Annotated in this window: 17 protein-coding genes; 12 read left to right on the top strand and 5 right to left on the bottom strand. The window is 65.0% G+C overall.

The features are described from left to right. Nucleotides 1-22 precede the first annotated feature (22 nt). Nucleotides 23-442 carry a hypothetical protein gene (locus SB765_RS20940; protein WP_016489328.1) on the bottom strand — a complete coding sequence of 140 codons (420 nt, stop codon included), beginning with the start codon at nucleotides 440-442 and terminating at the stop codon, nucleotides 23-25. Nucleotides 443-559: 117 nt separating this feature from the next. On the opposite strand from SB765_RS20940, the gene hrpB reads away from it, so the two are divergent. Then, nucleotides 560-3088, top strand: coding sequence for an ATP-dependent helicase HrpB (gene hrpB / locus SB765_RS20935; RefSeq protein ID WP_341796851.1), 2529 nt, complete (start codon nucleotides 560-562; stop codon nucleotides 3086-3088). A 36-nt stretch (nucleotides 3089-3124) separates the two neighbouring features. Here the strand turns inward: hrpB and SB765_RS20930 are convergent, their stop codons facing one another. Then, entirely contained in the window at nucleotides 3125-3781 is a 657-nt protein-coding gene (locus SB765_RS20930) for a YciC family protein (RefSeq protein ID WP_341796850.1), read from the bottom strand. A 167-nt stretch (nucleotides 3782-3948) separates the two neighbouring features. Between SB765_RS20930 and SB765_RS20925 the strand changes: the two genes are divergently transcribed. The 5 genes from SB765_RS20925 to SB765_RS20905 all read left to right on the top strand — a co-directional run bounded on the left by SB765_RS20925 (nucleotide 3949) and on the right by SB765_RS20905 (nucleotide 8301). Next, nucleotides 3949-4713, top strand: a complete 765-nt coding sequence (locus SB765_RS20925; RefSeq protein WP_341796849.1) for a DUF2076 domain-containing protein — start codon at nucleotides 3949-3951, stop codon at nucleotides 4711-4713. Between the two features lie 72 nt (nucleotides 4714-4785). Further along, nucleotides 4786-5265, top strand: coding sequence for an NYN domain-containing protein (locus SB765_RS20920; protein WP_016501691.1), 480 nt, complete (start codon nucleotides 4786-4788; stop codon nucleotides 5263-5265). A gap of 9 nt (nucleotides 5266-5274) precedes the next feature. Continuing rightward, nucleotides 5275-5880 carry a PolC-type DNA polymerase III gene (locus tag SB765_RS20915; RefSeq protein ID WP_049275210.1) on the top strand — a complete coding sequence of 202 codons (606 nt, stop codon included), beginning with the start codon at nucleotides 5275-5277 and terminating at the stop codon, nucleotides 5878-5880. A gap of 122 nt (nucleotides 5881-6002) precedes the next feature. Beyond that, nucleotides 6003-6923 carry a drug/metabolite exporter YedA gene (yedA, locus tag SB765_RS20910; RefSeq protein WP_341796847.1) on the top strand — a complete coding sequence of 307 codons (921 nt, stop codon included), beginning with the start codon at nucleotides 6003-6005 and terminating at the stop codon, nucleotides 6921-6923. A gap of 55 nt (nucleotides 6924-6978) precedes the next feature. Continuing rightward, on the top strand, nucleotides 6979-8301 hold the full coding sequence (locus tag SB765_RS20905; protein WP_410931848.1) for a DEAD/DEAH box helicase: 1323 nt from the start codon (nucleotides 6979-6981) through the stop codon (nucleotides 8299-8301). A gap of 34 nt (nucleotides 8302-8335) precedes the next feature. Here the strand turns inward: SB765_RS20905 and SB765_RS20900 are convergent, their stop codons facing one another. Both SB765_RS20900 and SB765_RS20895 read right to left on the bottom strand, forming a co-directional pair. Continuing rightward, the gene (locus SB765_RS20900; RefSeq protein WP_410931847.1) at nucleotides 8336-9577 is read right to left on the bottom strand and encodes a TIGR03862 family flavoprotein; all 1242 of its coding nucleotides are present in this window, start codon (nucleotides 9575-9577) and stop codon (nucleotides 8336-8338) included. Between the two features lie 148 nt (nucleotides 9578-9725). Then, on the bottom strand, nucleotides 9726-10640 hold the full coding sequence (locus tag SB765_RS20895; RefSeq protein ID WP_410931868.1) for a histone deacetylase: 915 nt from the start codon (nucleotides 10638-10640) through the stop codon (nucleotides 9726-9728). A gap of 353 nt (nucleotides 10641-10993) precedes the next feature. On the opposite strand from SB765_RS20895, the gene SB765_RS20890 reads away from it, so the two are divergent. The 4 genes from SB765_RS20890 (at nucleotide 10994) to SB765_RS20875 (ending at nucleotide 14257) form a co-directional block, all read left to right on the top strand. Continuing rightward, a complete protein-coding gene (locus SB765_RS20890; protein WP_049274282.1) occupies nucleotides 10994-11563 on the top strand; it encodes a GNAT family N-acetyltransferase in 570 nt (189 codons plus the stop codon). 96 nt (nucleotides 11564-11659) lie between these two features. Further along, a complete protein-coding gene (tesB, locus tag SB765_RS20885) occupies nucleotides 11660-12529 on the top strand; it encodes an acyl-CoA thioesterase II (RefSeq protein ID WP_341796845.1) in 870 nt (289 codons plus the stop codon). Continuing rightward, nucleotides 12526-13116: an HAD family hydrolase gene (locus SB765_RS20880; RefSeq protein WP_028614113.1), complete on the top strand. Its 591-nt coding sequence runs from the start codon at nucleotides 12526-12528 to the stop codon at nucleotides 13114-13116. Before tesB ends, SB765_RS20880 begins: the two co-directional genes overlap by 4 nt. A 130-nt stretch (nucleotides 13117-13246) precedes the next feature. Beyond that, on the top strand, nucleotides 13247-14257 hold the full coding sequence (locus SB765_RS20875) for a zinc-dependent alcohol dehydrogenase family protein (protein WP_410931846.1): 1011 nt from the start codon (nucleotides 13247-13249) through the stop codon (nucleotides 14255-14257). A 79-nt stretch (nucleotides 14258-14336) separates the two neighbouring features. On the opposite strand, the gene SB765_RS20870 is transcribed toward SB765_RS20875, so the two are convergent. Beyond that, a complete protein-coding gene (locus SB765_RS20870; RefSeq protein ID WP_341796843.1) occupies nucleotides 14337-15038 on the bottom strand; it encodes a FadR/GntR family transcriptional regulator in 702 nt (233 codons plus the stop codon). A 261-nt stretch (nucleotides 15039-15299) separates the two neighbouring features. Between SB765_RS20870 and SB765_RS20865 the strand changes: the two genes are divergently transcribed. Next, nucleotides 15300-16652: an MFS transporter gene (locus SB765_RS20865; protein WP_353457044.1), complete on the top strand. Its 1353-nt coding sequence runs from the start codon at nucleotides 15300-15302 to the stop codon at nucleotides 16650-16652. A 19-nt stretch (nucleotides 16653-16671) separates the two neighbouring features. Further along, entirely contained in the window at nucleotides 16672-18027 is a 1356-nt protein-coding gene (gene gudD / locus SB765_RS20860; RefSeq protein ID WP_410931845.1) for a glucarate dehydratase, read from the top strand. The last annotated feature ends 349 nt before the right edge of the window (nucleotides 18028-18376 follow it).

The raw sequence follows: 18376 nt of genomic DNA, 5'->3' as shown, positions 1-18376 counted from the left end.
GGTCAACGTCCGTGCGTGGGGTTCAGGCTGCCGGCACCAAGCCCAGGCTGGCCAGCTGTTCGACGCTGCCGCGGTGCTGGATCAGCCGAGGGTCGTTCAGCGGCAGGCGCTGGCCCAGTTCGCTTTCGAGAATGGCCTGCAACTTCAGGTTGTCGACCTTGCCGTCGGGGCTGACCGCTTCTTGCAGCTTGGCCGGGTCGACCTGGGCGGTGCGGCCACCCGGGTAGTAGATGGCGCCAGTGGCGAAGTCGATGCCGAAGGCAATCAGCCCCGGGATGACGTAGAACAGAATGCCGATGGCGTCCATTGCGGCTACCACGGGGTCGATCTTGCCGCCGATCTGGCCGCGCCGGTCCGGGTAGAAAATGGTACCGCAGGCCGTCAGCTGGGTCAGCAAGGTGGCGATGAGGGCGCCGCCGATGACGCGGGATGGGATGCGCATGTAAATCTCCGAGAAGGTATTCAGCAGGGCAAGCGAAGCGCCTGCGCCTGAAGCTTAAGACCATGATAGAGCAGGCTGGGTTCGCCGTTATACTCGCCAGATTGTTCGAGGACCACCATGATTTCATTACCGATCGATGCCGTCTTGCCTGCTTTGCGCCATGCCCTGGAAAAACGTGACGAAGCTGTGCTCGAAGCGCCACCCGGCGCCGGCAAGACCACCCGCGTGCCGCTGGCGCTGCTGAACGAGCCGTGGCTTGCCGGGCAGACCATCCTCATGCTCGAACCGCGGCGCCTGGCGGCGCGTGCGGCAGCCGAACGGCTGGCCAGTGAACTGGGCGAGCAGGTGGGTGAAACGGTGGGATACCGCATCCGCCTGGACAGCAAGGTCGGGCCGAAAACCCGTATCGAGGTGGTGACCGAAGGCATTCTTACCCGCCGCCTGCAAGCCGACCCGGCGCTGGAAGGCGTGGGCCTGCTGATCTTTGACGAATTCCACGAACGCAGCCTGGATGCCGACCTGGCCCTGGCGCTGAGCCTCAACGGCCGCGCGTTGCTGCGTGACGACCCACCGCTGAAGATCATGCTGATGTCGGCAACCCTGGAAGGCGAGCGCCTGTCACGGCTGCTGGACGACGCCCCGGTGGTCAGCAGTGAGGGCCGCATGCACCCGGTGGACATCCGCTGGGGGCGGCCCTTCCAGCCGGGCGAGTTCATCGAGCCACGGGTCGTGGACAGCGTGCTGCAGGCGCTGGCCGACCAGACGGGCAGCGTGCTGGTGTTCTTGCCGGGCCAGGCCGAAATCCGCCGGGTGCATCAGAGCCTGCAGGAAGCACTGGGCGAGCGGCCGGAGATTCTGCTGTGCCCGCTGCATGGCGAACTTGACCTCAATGCCCAGCGTGCAGCCATCGACCCGGCGCCCAAGGGCCAGCGCAAGGTGGTGCTGGCCACCAACATTGCCGAAACCAGCCTGACCATCGACGGCGTGCGCGTCGTGATCGACGCGGGCCTGGCCCGGGTGCCGCGTTTTGACCCTGGCAGTGGCATGACCAGGCTGGATACACAGCGTATCTCCCGCGCCAGCGCCACCCAGCGTGCCGGCCGTGCCGGCCGCCTGGAGCCGGGCGTGTGCTACCGGCTGTGGTCCGAAGCCCAGCATGACCAACTGGCTGCCCATGGCAGCGCCGAAATCCTCCAGGCCGACCTGGCAGGCCTGGCCCTGCAACTGGCGCGCTGGGGCGTCGCCCCCCATCAGTTGAGCTGGCTCGACCAGCCGCCCAGCGCAGCGTTTACCCAGGCTCAGGACCTGCTGGCGCGCCTGGGGGCATTCAAACCGGGCAGCCGCGACAACCTCAGCGACCACGGCCAGGCCATGGCCGAGCTGCCGGCCCACCCCCGTATCGCCCATTTGTTGCTGCGGGGGCAGAGCCTGGGTTTGGCCGCCATGGCCTGTGATGTGGCGGCGTTGCTCGGTGAGCGGGATATCCAGCGTGGCGGCGGTGCCGACCTGCACAGCCGGCTGGCCCTGGTCAGCGGCGAGAGCAAGGCCAGCCGTGGCGGCCAGGGTGGCGTGCAGCGCGCCCGGCAGCTTGCGCGTCAGTACCGTGGCCTGTTGCGCGGCAAGGCCGGGGCCGCCGTCGCCGACCCCGATCATCCGCGCTGGCTTGGCGCCTTGCTGGCGCTGGCCTATCCCGACCGGGTCGCGCAGCAGCGGCGTGCAGGGGGCGCCGAGTATCGCCTGGCCAACGGCCGTGCTGCCTTGTTCGGCGAGGTCGATGCGTTGATGAAGCACCCGTGGTTGGTGATCGCCGACCTGGGCAGCCGCCAGGGCCAGCGCGAAGAGCGCATCTACCTTGCCGCAGAATTTGACCCGGCGCTGCTTGATGATGTGCTGGCCGAGCAGGTCGAGCGTGTCGATCTACTCGACTGGGACGAGCGTGAGCAGGTGCTGCGTGCCGAGCGGCAAACCAAAGTCGGTGAGCTGATACTAAGCCGTGAACCACTGGCGGGCCTGACTGACGAAGCGCGGGCCAAGGCGCTGCTTGGCCTGGTACGGCGCAAAGGCCTGAACCTGCTGACATGGACCCCGGAACTGCGCCAGTGGCAGGCGCGGGTGGCACTGTTGCGCCAGCTGGACCTGGACAGGGACGGGCAAAGCGAATGGCCCGACCTGGGTGACGAGGCGCTGCTCGCCAGCCTGGAAGACTGGTTGCAGCCCTACCTTGGCAAAGTGTCCCGGCTCAGCCACTTCAGCGCGCTGGACCTGCCGTCGCTGCTGCGCAACCTGCTGCCCTGGCCGCTGCCGCAACGCCTGGAAGAACAGGCCCCCGCGCACCTGGCCGTGCCGTCCGGCTCGAATATCCGCCTGGACTACAGCGAAACCCCGCCGATTCTCGCCGTGCGCCTGCAAGAACTGTTCGGCCTGGCCGATACCCCGCGCATCGCCAATGGCCGGCAGCAGGTCAAGTTGCACCTGCTGTCGCCGGCACGCCGACCGGTGCAGGTGACCCAGGACCTGGCCAACTTCTGGCGCACGACCTATGCCGAAGTGAAGAAAGACCTGAAAGGGCGGTACCCCAAGCATTACTGGCCGGACGACCCTCTGGTGGCCGAAGCTACGGCGCGGGCCAAGCCTCGGGGTACCTGATTACGGTGCTGCCTGGCCGAAACGCGGGCCTGGGCATCACGCCCCGGCTTCGCCCTCCAGCAGCATGAACAGGCGGTACAGCACCACGGTGCTGAACAACTGCAGGAAGCCGCTGAGGCTGTCCATGGCCAGCTCCATGCCCGGCGATGGCTCGGGGAAGGCCATCAGCAACAGCCCGTCGATCAGCCAGATCGGTGCCAGCACGGCCACCACGCAAATCATGATGCGCATGAAGTGCCCGGTGGTCATGCGTGCGCTTTCGCGCATTGCCTGCACCACCGGCAGGCCGCGCAGCACCAGCAGGTACTCGGCGAACACCAGGTTGATCATGATCCACACGCCCGGGAAGATGAACAGCGCCAGGCCGGCCATGATCAGCAGCGAACTGATCAGGATCAGCAGGGCCAGTTGCGGCCATAGCTGCAGGGCGCGGGCGAACAGGTCGCGCTTGCCGATGTCCTGGCCGTTGCTGCGCGTGTGCAGGTAAAGAATCAGTGCCGCGCTGTACAGCGGGTAGAACAGCAGGCTGACCAGCATGCCGTAGGCCGGCGATGCCTGGTCGCCCATCTGCCGGTACAGCAGCTGGGTGAGCAAGGCCTCCAGCACCACCAACGGCAGGCACAGCTGGAGGATGTTCGGCAGGTGGCGGCGGAAGAAGTACAGGGAGTCGCGCAGAACGCTCAGCGGATTCATCAGTCAACATCGCATGGCAGTAAAATCAGGGGCATAACTTTAGCCCAAAGCGGGCGTGGGGCTGTCACTTGCTGAAAAAAGTTTCACGGCGCCAGTGATTGAATCCCGTGCCGCTACACCCCATCTTTGACGCTGTCCGTTGTCCTGCTACCCCACGAGGTCGCCCCATGAACACTGAAGAACAAACCCTGATCGACGGCCTGTTCGGCCGCATCAAGCAAGCCGAAGACCCAAGCCAGCCGCGTGACGCGCAGGCCCAGGCGTGCATCGAGCAACACCTGCGCCAGCAGCCGGCGGCGCCTTACTACATGGCCCAGGCGATTTTGGTGCAGGAGGCGGCAATCAAGCGCCTCGACGAACAGAACAAGCAGCTGGAGGCCGAGTTGAAGCAGGCCCGCGCCCAGGCCGAGGCGGCACAGGCTGGCAACGGCGCACCGGGCAGCGGCGGCGGTGGTTTCTTGTCCAGCATCTTTGGCTCGGGCGGGCGCAATGCGGCGCCGGCTGTGCAGCCTCAGCGCCCTTCGGCGCCGCCTGCAGCATCCGGTGGTGGCTGGCGCGAGCCGTCGGCACCGGGCTTCTCCCAGGCTCAGCCGCAACCGCAGCAGCCAGGCTTTGGCGCTGCGCCGGCGCGCGGCGGTGCCAGCAGCTTCCTCGGTGGGGCCATGCAGACCGCAGCCGGTGTGGCCGGTGGTGTGTTGCTGGCCCAGGGCATCAGCAGCCTGTTCAACCACAATTCACAGCCCGAGGAAGTGGTCGAGGTAATCAAGGAAGAGCCAGCACCGGCCAGCGACAGCGGTGGCTGGAACGATCAGGGCGGGCAGCAGCAAGTGGCTGACAACGGTGGTTGGGGCAGTGACCAGGGCGGTTATGCCGACACCGATTACGGCAGCGACGATGGCGGGTTCTTCTCGGACGACGATTCGTACGTGTGACAGGTCTGGCATACTGCTGGCAATTTTGGGGGCGCTTTGCGCCCCTTCGCGGGCCAGACATGAGGTTCCCAGGTGAAAAAGATCGCGCTGTTCGCCGATGTGCAGAACCTCTACTACACCGTGCGCCAGGCCCACGGGTGCCATTTCAACTACACCGCGTTGTGGGCCGACGTCAGCCGTGAAGGCGAAATTGTCGAAGCGGTGGCCTATGCCATCGACCGTGGCGACAGCAAGCAACAGCAGTTCCAGCAGATTTTGCGCAACCTTGGTTTCGATGTGCGCCTCAAGCCTTTCATCCAGCGCAGCGATGGCTCGGCCAAAGGGGACTGGGATGTGGGTATTACCCTGGATGTGATCGATGCGGCCAGCCGGGTCGACCAGGTGGTGCTGGCCTCTGGCGATGGCGACTTCGACCTGCTGCTGGAACGGGTGATCCAGCGCCACGGTACAGAGGCCGTGGTGTATGGCGTGCCTGGGCTTACCGCATTGTCGCTGATCCGTGCGGCCACCCGTTATGTGCCCATCGAGGGTAAGCTGTTGCTCAAACATTGAGGCCCCTTCATGGAACGTATTGCTGTCATCGACTTTGAAACTACCGGCATCAGCCCTGGCGCCGGCTGCCGCGCCACCGAAGTGGCAGTGGTGATGCTGGAAGGCGGGCGTATCGTCGAGCGCTACCAGAGCCTGATGAACGCTGGCGTGCCGGTACCGGCCTTCGTCGCCGGGCTGACCGGGATTACCACCGCCATGCTGCGCAGCGCACCACCGGTGGACAAGGTTATGAACGAAGTGGCCGAGTTTGTCGGCGACACCCCGCTGCTGGCACACAACGCGGCGTTCGACCAGAAGTTCTGGGACTACGAACTGAGTCGCATCGGCCGTAGCCGCAGCCAGTCGTTCGCCTGCTCCCTGCTGTTGTCGCGGCGCCTGCTGCCGATGGCACCGAACCACAAGCTGGGCACCCTGACCCGCTGGGCCGGCCTGCCGGACACCGGTACCGCGCACCGGGCCATGGCCGATGCCGAGATGGCCGCCAACCTGCTGCAGCACCTGGTAGGCGAACTGCGCCAGGCCCATGGTATTCAGCAACTGTCCCATGGCCTGCTTTGCCGTCTGCAGAAAGTGCCTGCCGCAAAGGTACGTGAAACCCTGGCCAAGTTCCGCTAAGGCCACCGTCCAAGCTGTGCGCACCAAAAGTGTGCCGCTCATTTGAGCCCGTTCTGTAACGTAACTTCACCCAGGCAGGCCGTTAAACTGAATCACCCGTAAACGGATTTCGAGTTTTTCCCATGCCTGCCGCCCGTCGCTTCCCGTTGCTGCTCATTGGTGCTTTCCTGGCCTTGTACCTGGTCTGGGGCTCTACCTATCTGTTCATTCGTATTGGCGTGGAGAGCTGGCCGCCGATGCTCATGGCTGGTGTGCGCTTCGTGATTGCTGGGGGGCTGCTGTACGGTTTTCTGCGCTGGCGCGGTGCGCCGGCGCCGACCTGGGCGCAGTGGCGGGCGGCAGGGGCAATCGGCTTTCTGCTGCTCAGCTGTGGCAACGGCGGTGTGACCGTGGCCGAACATGCCGGGGTGGCATCGGGCGTGGCGGCGCTGGCGGTGGCGACAGTGCCCTTGTTCACCTTGCTGTTCGGCCTGTTGTTCGGGCACCGCAACTCGCGGCTGGAGTGGGCGGGGATTGCCCTGGGGCTGGTGGGTATCGGCCTGCTGAACCTGGGTTCGAACTTGCAGGCAAGCCCGGTGGGTGCTGCCCTGATCATTTTCGCGGCGGCGTCGTGGGCGTTCGGCTCGGTGTGGAGCAAGACCTTGCCATTGCCCCAGGGGCCGATGGCCAGCGCGGCGGAAATGCTGGTGGGTGGCGCGGCGCTGTTGCTGGGCAGCGTGCTGTCTGGCGAGCGTATGACGCAGATGCCGACCGCGGCCGGCTGGGGGGCGTTGGCCTACCTGGTGTTCTTTGGCTCGATCCTGGCGTTCAGCGCCTACATGTACCTGCTCAAGAACGTACGCCCGGCGGCGGCCACCAGCTATGCCTACGTCAACCCGGCGGTTGCCGTGCTGCTGGGCATCGTCTTTGCCGGCGAACAGATTGGCGCAGAGGAGTGCGTGGCCATGGCGGTGATTATCGGTGCGGTGGTGCTGATCGGCCTGCCACAGTGGCGCAAGGCACCTGCGCCTGCGCAGCCGCTGGAAGGCGAAATCTGCAAGTAGGCCGGGGTGATGCGGTAAACTTGCCGCCTTCGCTGAACCCCCTGACGGTATTGCCATGAATTTCGCCAAACTCGGCCTGATCGAACCGCTGCTGCGCACCCTGCAGCAGCTGGACTACACCACCCCGACCCCGGTGCAGGCCAAGGCCATCCCCGCCGTGCTGGCCGGCCGCGACCTGATGGCCGCAGCCCAGACCGGTACCGGCAAGACCGCAGGCTTTGCCCTGCCCGTGCTGCAGCGTCTGGCGCTGGAGGGCGAGAAGGTGGCCAGCAACTCGATCCGCGCGCTGGTGCTGGTGCCTACCCGCGAGCTGGCCGAGCAGGTGCACAACAACGTGCGCGAGTACGCCGAGAACCTGCCGCTGAGCACTTACGCGGTGTACGGCGGCGTCAGCATCAACCCGCAGATGATGCGCCTGCGCCGTGGCGTCGACCTGTTGGTGGCCACCCCGGGCCGCTTGCTCGATCTGTTCCGGCAAAACGCGGTCAAGTTCAACCAGGTGCAGACCTTGGTGCTGGACGAAGCCGACCGCATGCTCGACCTGGGCTTTGCCGAAGAACTGCAATCGGTGTACGCCGCGCTGCCCCGCAAGCGCCAGACGCTGTTGTTTTCCGCCACGTTCTCTGACCAGATTCGCGTGCTGGCCGGGCTGGCCCTGAACGACCCGATCAGTATCGAAGTGAGCCCGCGCAACGCCACCGCGACCAGCGTCAAGCAGTGGCTGGTACCTGTGGACAAGAAGCGCAAGGAAGACCTGTTCTGCCACCTGCTGCGCAAGCAACGCTGGACGCAGGTGCTGGTATTTGCCAAGACCCGTAACGGTGTCGACCAACTGGTGGCGCGCTTGCTGGCCGAAGGCGTGAACGCCGACGGCATCCACGGTGACCGCCCGCAGGCCACCCGCCAGCGTGCGCTGGACAGCTTCAAGGTCCGCGAGATTCAGGTGCTGGTGGCAACCGACGTGGCGGCCCGTGGCCTGGATATCGACGACCTGCCGCTGGTGGTCAACCTCGACCTGCCGATCGTTGCCGAGGATTACGTGCACCGCATCGGCCGTACCGGGCGGGCGGGTAACAAAGGCGAGGCGATTTCGCTGGTGTGCGCGGATGAAGTGCAGTTGCTGGGGGCTATCGAAGTGCTTACCCGGCAGACCCTGCCACGTCATGAAGAGCCGGATTTCATCCCTGATCACCGGGTGCCGATGACCGACGCCAGTGGCCAGGTGATCAAGAAGCCGAAGAAACCCAAAAAGCCGAAAGAGAACAGCGCCAAGCGCGGGCTGGGGCGCTGGATGGACAGTGGTGAGCCGGAGCCGGCTGTGAAGGCGGTGCGCAAGGTGCCGAGCTTCAATGGTGGGCCGCGTAAGCGTAAGCCTTGAGATGTTGGGGCCGCAAAGCGGCCCCAAAAATCTGTCAGGAAACCCGCGTAACCCAATCCGCCGCCGCCCGCCCGGCGCGCAACCCGCTGGCGAAGCAAGCCGTCAGCAGATACCCCCCGGTCGGCGCCTCCCAGTCCAGCATCTCGCCGGCACAGAACACCCCCGGCATGCCCTTGACCATCAACCCCTCATCCAGCCCCTCGAAGCGTACCCCGCCGGCACTGCTGATTGCTTCATCCAGTGGCCGCGTACGCACCAATGTGAACGGCAATGCCTTGATCGCCTGCGCCAGCACCAGTGGGTCGGCAAAGGTCGCCTGATCGGTCAGCTCGCGCAGCAGCGCCGCCTTCACACCATCAATGCCCAGCTGGCTGTGCAGATGCTTGGCCATGGAGCGCGAACCGCGTGGCTTGGCCAATGCCTGGGCAATCTTGTCCACAGGCTTGTCCGGCAGCAGGTCGAGCAGCAATACCCCTCGGCCTTCGCGGTTGATGGCCTCACGCACCGGCGCCGACCAGGCATACACCAGGCTGCCTTCAACACCCTGCGCGGTGAGGATGAACTCGCCCTTGCGCGGCGCGCTGCCGGGGACGCTGAGGGCAATGTTCTTCAGTGGCGCACCCGCGAATTTTTCCTTCAGCAATGCGCTCCAGCCTTCCACCTCAAACCCGCAGTTGCTGGGCTGCAAAGGCGAGATATCCACAGCCCGTTCGGCCAGCAATGGCTGCCAGGCGCCGTCCGAACCAAGCCGCGCCCAACTGCCGCCACCCAGCGCCAGTACCACGACTGCAGCCTTCACCGCGCGCTCGCCCTGTGGATAAGCGATCCGCAAGGCACCGTTGGCGTTCCAGCCCAGCCAGCGGTGGCGGGTGTGGATAACTACCCCGCTGTCGCGCAGGCGCTTGAGCCAGGCGCGCAGCAATGGCGCGGCCTTCATGTCGGTGGGGAACACCCGCCCCGAGGTGCCGACGAAAGTTTCGATGCCCAGGCCGTGAATCCACTGTCGCAAGGCGTCGGCGTCGAAGTCGCGCAGCAGCGCATCGACTTCGCCCTGGCGCTCGGCATAGCGTGAAACGAACGCTGGGTATGGCTCGGAGTGGGTGATGTTCATGCCGCCAACCCCCGCGAGCAGGAACTTGCGCCCCACCGAAGGCATGGCGTCGAACACCTCGACCGCCAGGCCTGCCTGGGCCAGCGCTTCGGCGGCCATGAGGCCGGCGGGGCCGCCACCGATAACGACGGCGAGGGGAGGGGAGGCGGGGTTCAGATCGGGCATGGTGGGCAGCAGGCTGTGGAAAAGATGCGCATTCTAGCGCAGCGCTGCCCATGGAAGCACTGGTCAAAAAACGATCAGAGTTCTGCAGGCCTTGTGTACAAAGGGCTACAGCGCCTTTCCCGCAGGTTATCCACAAGCGGTTCCACAGTCATTGTGAACAACCGATGACGCGTGCCGCGCTGTGGTGCAGGATGCCATGGCGCCTGGCCAACGCTTCGCGGTCCTTGCTGTAGCCGCCGCCGATTACGCCAACCACCGGGATGTCACGGCCCAGGCAATGGCGCAGCACCGCTTCGTCACGGGCGGCCAGGCCGGCGTCGGTCAGTTGCAGGTATCCCAGGGCGTCGTCCTTGTGCACATCGACGCCGGCGTCATACAGCACCAGGTCGGGTTGATAGAGCGGCAGCAGGTAGTTGAGGGTGTCGTCCACCACCTTCATGTAGGCCGCATCGCCCATGCCCCGAGGCAGGGGAATGTCCCAGTCGCTCTGCGCCTTGCGGGCCGGGAAGTTCTGTTCGCAATGCAACGACACGGTTATGGCTTCGGGGGTGTCGTGCAGGATGCGCGCGGTGCCGTCACCCTGGTGCACATCGCAATCGAAGATCAGTACCCGGTGTACCCGGCCAGCCTCCAGCAGGTAGCGGCTGATCACGGCCAGGTCGTTGAAGATGCAGAAGCCGGCGGGGTGGTCGTAATGGGCATGGTGGGTTCCACCGGCGAGGTGGCAGGCGATGCCATGTTGCAGCGCCATCTCGGCGGTCAGCAGCGAGCCACCCACTGCCCGCACCGTGCGCCGGGCCAGGGCTTCGCTCCAGGGCAGGCCGAGGCGACGCTGGTCCTCGCGGGACAGGTCGCCGTTCATGTAGCGCTCGATGTAGCCACGGTCGTGGGCCAGGGCGAGGATGTCGTTGGGGCAGATGTCCGGGCGCAGCAGCGCCTGGTCGGTGGTCAGCCCGCTGTCGACCAAGTGGTCATGCAGCAGGCGGAACTTGTCCATCGGGAAGCGGTGTTCGGCGGGGAACTCCGGGCTGTAGTCTTCGTGGTAGATCAGCGGCAACGGCATGGGTGGGGTCGCAATCAGGGCCAGTGCTGATCTTGCCATGGCCGGGGCCGCTTTGCTGCCCAATCGCCTGTAGGAGCAGCCTTGTGCTGCGAAAGGGCCGGTATGACAAACAAGTGTCTGTGGCAGTAATGGCCTCTTCGCAGCACAAGGCTGCTCCTACAAGGGAATTGTGATTGCCTGCATCACTTGGCGGTGCTGGCCAATACGCGTTGCCAGTCAGGTTTGTTCAGCCTCCCGCCTGTCTGGGGCCGGTGAAGGGCGTGTGAAAATTGCATTCGGCTGCTGCCGGTTGGGTGAAACCCGCGCCCGCGCCTACGCTGTAAACTGCAAGGCGGTAAACCGGAGCAGGCCCCATGACCCCCATCCTCCAACTGGAAAGCGCACGGCTGGTGCTGCGCCAATGGCATGACGATGATTTGCGCGAGTTCGCCGCGCTGTGTGCCGACCCCCAGGTGATGCGCTACTTTCCGGCGCCGCTGACGCGCGTTGAGGCGGCTGCGTTGATCGGCCGTGTGCGCGGGCATTTCAATGAGTACGGCTTTGGCCTGTGGGCGCTGGAGCGCAAAGACAGCGGCGCGTTCATCGGCATGACCGGGTTGCTCAATGTCAACTTCGAGGCACCCTTTGCCCCGGCGGTGGAGATCGGCTGGCGCCTGGCACGTCGCCACTGGGGCCTGGGCTTTGCCAGTGAGGCGGCGTGGACCTGCCTGCGTTGTGCTTTCGCCCAATTGCGCCTGGAAGAAGTGGTGTCGTTCACTAGCGAGAGCAACCTGCCGTCGCAGAAGGTGATGCAAGCCATCGGCATGCAGCAGGACCTGAACGGCAGCTTCGAACACCCCCGCCTGGCCGAGGGCCATCCGCTGCGCCCGCACGTGCTGTACCGCATCGACCGCGCACACTGGGAGCGCACCCTGCGCGCCTGAATGCACGGCCATGCCCGGCGCGAATGACAAACCCTGTATCATTTGCCTTCATAACGAGCGCTGTAGAGACGTGTTGCCTTGCGAGGAGAACCCCCAATGAGTCATGTGTTGGACGACCTGGTCGACCTGTTGAGCCTCGAATCCATCGAGGAGAACCTGTTCCGTGGGCGTAGCCAGGACCTGGGCTTCCGTCAGCTGTACGGTGGGCAAGTGCTGGGCCAGTCCTTGTCGGCGGCCAGCCAGACGGTCGAGGATGCTCGCCATGTGCATTCGTTGCACGGCTACTTCCTGCGCCCGGGCGATGCCAGCCTGCCGGTGGTGTACTCGGTGGACCGCGTGCGCGATGGCGGCAGCTTCAGCACCCGGCGGGTAACGGCGATCCAGAAGGGCCAGACCATCTTCACCTGCAGCGCGTCGTTCCAGTACGACGAGGAAGGTTTCGAGCACCAGGCACAAATGCCAGACGTGGTCGGCCCGGAAAACCTGCCGAGCGAGGTGGAGCTGGCCCGCGCCATGGCCGACCAGTTGCCCGAGCGTATTCGCGACAAAGTGCTGTGCGCCAAGCCGATCGAGATCCGCCCGATCACCGAGCGCGACCCGTTCAACCCCAAACCCGGCGACCCGGTGAAGTACGCCTGGTTCCGCGCCGACGGCAGCCTCCCGGACGTACCTGCCCTGCACAAGTACCTGCTGGCCTATGCCTCGGACTTCGGCCTGCTGACCACGGCGTTGCTGCCGCATGGCAAGTCGGTGTGGCAGCGCGACATGCAGATCGCCAGCCTCGACCATTCGCTGTGGTTCCATGGCAACCTGCGGGCCGACGAGTGGCTGCTTTACGCAACCGACAGCCCCTGGGCCGGGAATTCTCGCGGTTTCTGCCGCGGTAGCATCTTCAACCAGGCCGGGCAACTGGTGGCATCGTCGAGCCAGGAAGGCCTGATTCGCCATCGCAAGGACTGGGCATGAGCCTGGGCGAGGTGCGTAACTGGGTGTTCGACATGGACGGCACCCTGACCGTGGCCGTGCATGATTTCGACGCCATTCGCGTGGCGTTGGACATCCCGGCCGAGCACGACATCCTCACCCATCTGGCGGCCTTGCCGGCAGATGTAGCAGCGGCCAAGCATGCCTGGTTGCTGGAGCACGAACGCGACCTGGCGGTTGCCTCCACGGCGGCCACCGGCGCGGTGGAGCTGGTGCGCGAGCTGGCCGGGCGGGGGTGCCGGCTGGGTATTCTGACCCGCAATGCCCGCGAGCTGGCGCATGTGACGCTGGAGGCCATCGGCCTGGCAGACTGCTTCCCGGTGGAGCACATTCTGGGGCGTGACGAAGCGGCGCCCAAGCCGAGCCCGGACGGGCTACTGAAGATCGCCAGTGCCTGGGGCGTGGCGCCGGGCGAGCTGGTGATGGTGGGGGATTACCGGTTTGACCTGGACTGTGGGCGTGCTGCAGGTGCGCGCACGGTGCTGGTGAATCTGCCGGATAACCCGTGGCCGGAACTGGTGGACTGGCATGCGGCCGATTGCCGAGCGCTGAAGGTGATGCTGGGCTGATTTTGTGTCGGCAATGCGGGCCTCTTCGCGGGCATGCCCGCTCCCACCGGTATTGTGCAAGTCTCAGGTCTGTGGTGCCGGACCTGTCTATGCTGAACCCCATTCTTTCCTCTGATACGGAGACCCACCCATGACCAGCAAGGCCATCTACGTACAACCCGGCGGCGGCTACGACAAGGTCGAGGTCGGCACCAGCGAGGCCCAGGCCCCCAAGGCCGGCGAAATCACCGTGCGCCTGCACGCCAGCTCCCTCAACTACCACGACTTCGCCGTGGTCAGCGGCATGTGGGGCCCTAGCGAGCGGCGTATCCCCATGGCCGATGGCGCCGGCGAAGTGGTTGCGGTGGGCGAAGGCGTCAGCGAGTTCCAGGTCGGCGACGATGTGGTCAGCACCTTCTTCCCCGACTGGCTCGACGGCCAGGCCAATGTCGAGGGCTTTGCCCGGGTGCCCGGTGACGGCCTCGACGGCTATGCCCGCGAACAGGTGACCGCGCGCGCGACCGCGTTCACCCTGGCGCCCAAAGGCTTCAGCCATGCCGAAGCCGCTACCCTGACCACCGCTGGCCTTACCGCCTGGCGTGCGCTGATGAGCGACGACCACCTCAAGCCTGGCGACACGGTGCTGGTGCAGGGCACCGGTGGTGTGTCGATCTTCGCCCTGCAGTTTGCCAAGCTGGCTGGCGCCACCGTGATCGCCACATCGTCCAGCGACGCCAAGCTGGAGCGCCTGAAAGCGTTGGGCGCCGATTACCTGATCAACTACAAGAGCACCCCGGCCTGGGGCGAGAAAGTGCGCGCGCTCACCGGCAATCGCGGGGTCGACCATGTGATCGAAGTGGGTGGCCCGGCGACGCTGGAACAGTCGATGATTGCCGCGCGCATCGGTGGGCATGTGTCGCTGATCGGCATCCTTACCGGCGTGGCCGGTCAGCTGCCGCTGGTGCAGGCGCTGGTGCGGCAGATTCGCCTGCAAGGTGTGCTGGTGGGCAGCCGCGCCCAGCAGCAGGCGATGGTGCGCGCGATCGATGCCAACGGCCTGCGGCCGGTGGTGGACAAGCACTTCGAACTGGAGCAGATCGTCGAGGCGTTCCGCTACCAGGAAAGCAACCGGCATTTCGGCAAGATCTGCCTGACCTGGTGAGGGCTGGATTCCCACACGCCCTGCCCATACGCGGTACCTGTGGGAGCGGGCGTGCCCGCGAAAGACTGCGCAGCGGCCCCTAGTCCGGCAGCAAACGGTCGCGGCTGTTGGACAGGTGCAGGCAGACCGCCGCCCGCGCTGCGTCCGGGTCTTGCCGGCGGATGGCATTGAGGATTGCCTCATGCTCCAGGTTGGCCAGGTACGCCTGCCGCGCCAGCTTCGCCCCGCCGCGTTCGGCCAGGGCCATGCGGTTGCGCGGGATCAGGCTGTTGCCCAGATGCAGCAGCATTTCGGTGAAGTACAGGTTGCCGGTGGCCTCGGCAATCAGCAGGTGGAAACGTCGGTCGGGCTCGATACAGCTGTCGCCGGCGGCTGCCAGGTCCTGGTAGTCATCCAGCGCCTGGCGCATGCGCACCAGGTGCCCCTCGTCGCGGCGCAGCGCAGCCAGGGCGGCGGCCTGGCCTTCCAGGCCAATGCGCAGCTCCAGCAGGTCGCGCACATTCGCCGCGCTTTCCGCCGCGATGCGCAGCCCGGCCTGGGCCTGGCGCTCCATCACGAAGGTACCGATACCGTGGCGCGGCTCCACCAGCCCGGAAGCCTGCAACTTGGACAAGGCTTCACGCACCACCGTGCGGCTGACGCCATGCTCGCGCACCAGTGTGTTCTCTGAGGGCAGCTTGTCACCCGGCTTGAAGGTGCCCAGCAAAATCTGCTGGGTCAGGCTGGAGACCAAGTCATGGGCACGGCTGTGGCCGCGTTTGCGGGTGTGTTCGGGTTCCATGGTGTGATCCGTTTTGCGCAGTACTTGTACGACAAGTTAATCGATCAAATTATTTTTTGCCGATTTTTTCTGCCTCTAAGCTGGCATTTGACTTCTCTACTTTTGAAAGATCGCAGCATATTGGCATTGTGACAGCTTGTATTTTGCCATTTTGTCGACACTGTTGATCTTGTCGTACAACCTCGTCGCGAATATGCTCGTCCCCACTGCCATGTCAGACAACCAAGACCCGCACAAAAACAATTAGTGGGAGATTCGCACGTGAACGACACCCTCGCTCCGTCTGCCCGGAATGACGGCGACGCCCTGGCCAGTGCTGTAGCCAAGGTCAAGCGCCATGTCCTGCCGCTGTTCGTCATCATGTTCATCGTCAACTACCTCGACCGCGTCAATATCGGTTTCATCCGCCCGCATCTGGAAAGCGATCTGGGCATCAGCGCCGCGGCCTACGGCTTTGGCGCCGGCTTGTTCTTCATTGGCTACGCGTTGTTCGAAGTGCCTTCGAACATGCTGCTGCAAAAAGTGGGGGCGCGGCTTTGGCTGACCCGCATCATGTTCACCTGGGGGCTGGTGGCCACGGCCATGGCCTTTGTGCAGAACGAAACCCAGTTCTACGTGCTGCGCTTTCTGCTGGGTGTTGCCGAGGCGGGCTTCTTCCCTGGGGTGATCTACTACTTCACCCGCTGGCTGCCAGGCGCCGAGCGCGGCAAGGCGATTGCCATCTTCCTCAGCGGTTCGGCGCTGGCTTCGCTGATTTCCGGGCCGCTGGCCGGGGCGTTGATGCAGATCCAGGGCCTAGGCATGCATGGCTGGCAGTGGATGCTGTTCATCGAAGGCATGGCCTCGGTCGCCTTGTGCTTCTTCGTGTTTTTCTGGCTGGACTCCAAGCCGCAGGATGCCAAGTGGTTGAGCCAGGCTGAGCAGGACGCGCTGGTGGCCACCATCGACCGCGAGCAGCGTGAGCGCGAAGCCGTTGGCACGGTCAAGGCTTCGGCCTGGAGCCTGCTCAAGGACCGCCAGATCGTGCTGTTCTGCGTGATCTACTTCTGCATCCAGTTGACCATCTACGCCGCCACCTTCTGGCTGCCCAGCATCATCAAGCGCATGGGTGACCTCAGCGACCTGCAGGTCGGCTTCTTCAACTCGATCCCGTGGCTAATCTCGATCCTGGCCATGTACGCCTTCGCCGCTGGCTCTGCGCGCTGGAAGTTCCAGCAGGCCTGGGTAGCCGGTGCCCTGGTGGTCGCGGCCATCGGCATGTTCATGTCCACCACCGGTGGGCCGGTGTTCGCCTTTGTCGCCGTGTGCTTCGCGGCCATTGGTTTCAAATCGGCATCGTCACTGTTCTGGCCGATCCCGCAGGGTTACCTGGATGCCCGCATCGCGGCGGCAGTGATCGCCCTGATCAACTCGGTCGGCAACCTCGGCGGCTTTGTTGCCCCCACCACCTTCGGCCTGCTGGAGCAGCAGACCGGCTCGATCCAGGGCGGGCTGTATGGCTTGGCCGTGACCTCGGTGCTGGCGGCCATTGCCATCTTCTTCGTACGCACTCGCCCAAAGGGCGCCCCTTCCGATGACCTCAAGGCCCCCTCGGCCCTGGGCCAGACCCACTGAATACTGCGAGACAACAATCATGAATATGCAGACCAATCCCGCCGTTCATACCAGCACCCCGGTGGTCACCGACCTGCGGGTGATCCCCGTGGCCGGCCATGACAGCATGCTGCTGAACCTCAGTGGCGCCCATGGCCCGTATTTCACCCGCAACGTAGTAGTGCTGCGCGACAGTGCTGGCAATACCGGGCTGGGCGAGGTGCCTGGCGGTGAACAGATTCGCCAGACCCTGGAAGACGCCCGCAGCCTGGTAGTCGGCCAGCCGGTCGGCCACTACCAGCGCGTGCTCAATGCCATGCGCCAGGCCTTCGCCAGCCGTGACTCGGCGGGCCGTGGCCTGCAAACCTTCGACCTGCGGATTACCGTGCATGCGGTAACGGCCATCGAGTCGGCGATGCTCGACCTGCTTGGCCAGCACCTCAACGTGCCCATGGCGGCGCTGCTGGGCGAGGGGCAGCAGCGCGATGCGGTGAAGATGCTGGGCTACCTGTTCTACATCGGCGACCGTCAGCAGACCGACCTGGCCTACCGCAACGAGGCCGATGCCGATGACGACTGGTTCCGCGTGCGCCACGAGAAGGCCTTGACCCCGGAAGCGGTGGTGCGCCTGGCCGAAGCGGCCGAGCAGCGCTATGGCTTCAGCGACTTCAAACTCAAGGGCGGCGTGCTGCGTGGCGAGGAGGAGATGGAGGCCGTGACGGCGCTGGCCGAGCGCTTCCCCGAAGCGCGCATCACCCTTGACCCCAACGGCGCCTGGTCACTGAAAGAGGCCATTGCCCTGTGTCGCGACAAGCATCACGTGCTGGCCTATGCCGAAGACCCCTGCGGCGCCGAGAACGGTTACTCGGGCCGTGAGGTGATGGCCGAGTTCCGCCGTGCCACTGGCCTGCGCACCGCCACCAACATGATTGCCACCGACTGGCGGCAGATGGGCCATGCGATCCAGTCGCAGGCTGTGGATATTCCGCTGGCCGACCCGCACTTCTGGACCTTGCAGGGCTCGGTGCGGGTGGCGCAGATGTGCAATGACTGGGGGCTGACCTGGGGTTCGCATTCGAACAACCACTTCGACATTTCGCTGGCGATGTTCACCCAGGTGGCGGCTGCGGCGCCGGGCGAGATCACCGCAATCGACACCCACTGGATCTGGCAGGACGGCCAGCGCCTTACCCGTGAACCGCTGCGCATAGTGGACGGGCACGTGCGGGTACCGGCCCGGCCGGGGCTGGGGGTGGAACTGGATGAGGACCAGTTGGCCAAGGCCCATGAGTGCTACCGCAACATGGGGTTGGGCGCGCGGGATGACAGCGTGGCGATGCAGTTTCTGATCTCGGGCTGGCGCTTCGATAACAAGCGGCCTTGCCTGGTGCGTTGAGGCGGTTACAGGCCCCGCAGTGCAAAGACAGCCCCGGGTGACCGGGGCTTTTTTGTGAGTAGCTGAAATCGCCTGGGCCAGTGCTGGCCTCTTCGCAGCACAAGGCTGCTCCTACAAGTACCCCACTGCCGTTGAGACTGGTGCGGTCCCTGTAGGAGCAGCCTTGTGCTGCGAAGAGACCGGCACTGGCAACACACATCCAAATGAAAAACAAAAGCGCCAGATGGCCCGATGGCGCGATCGGGCATGCCATTCGCGACATCTGGCGGTAATGGAACTGCCCTGTCGTGATCGAACAGTTCCGGGGCGTTCTCGTGTAATTTCCCGCAGCCCTGCGAGGCTTAAATGA

The sequence above is a fragment of the Pseudomonas sp. SIMBA_067 genome (assembly GCF_046534675.1).
GTDB classification, from domain to species: Bacteria; Pseudomonadota; Gammaproteobacteria; order Pseudomonadales; family Pseudomonadaceae; genus Aquipseudomonas; species Aquipseudomonas putida.
This window is presented reverse-complemented; position numbering and strand designations above follow the sequence as displayed.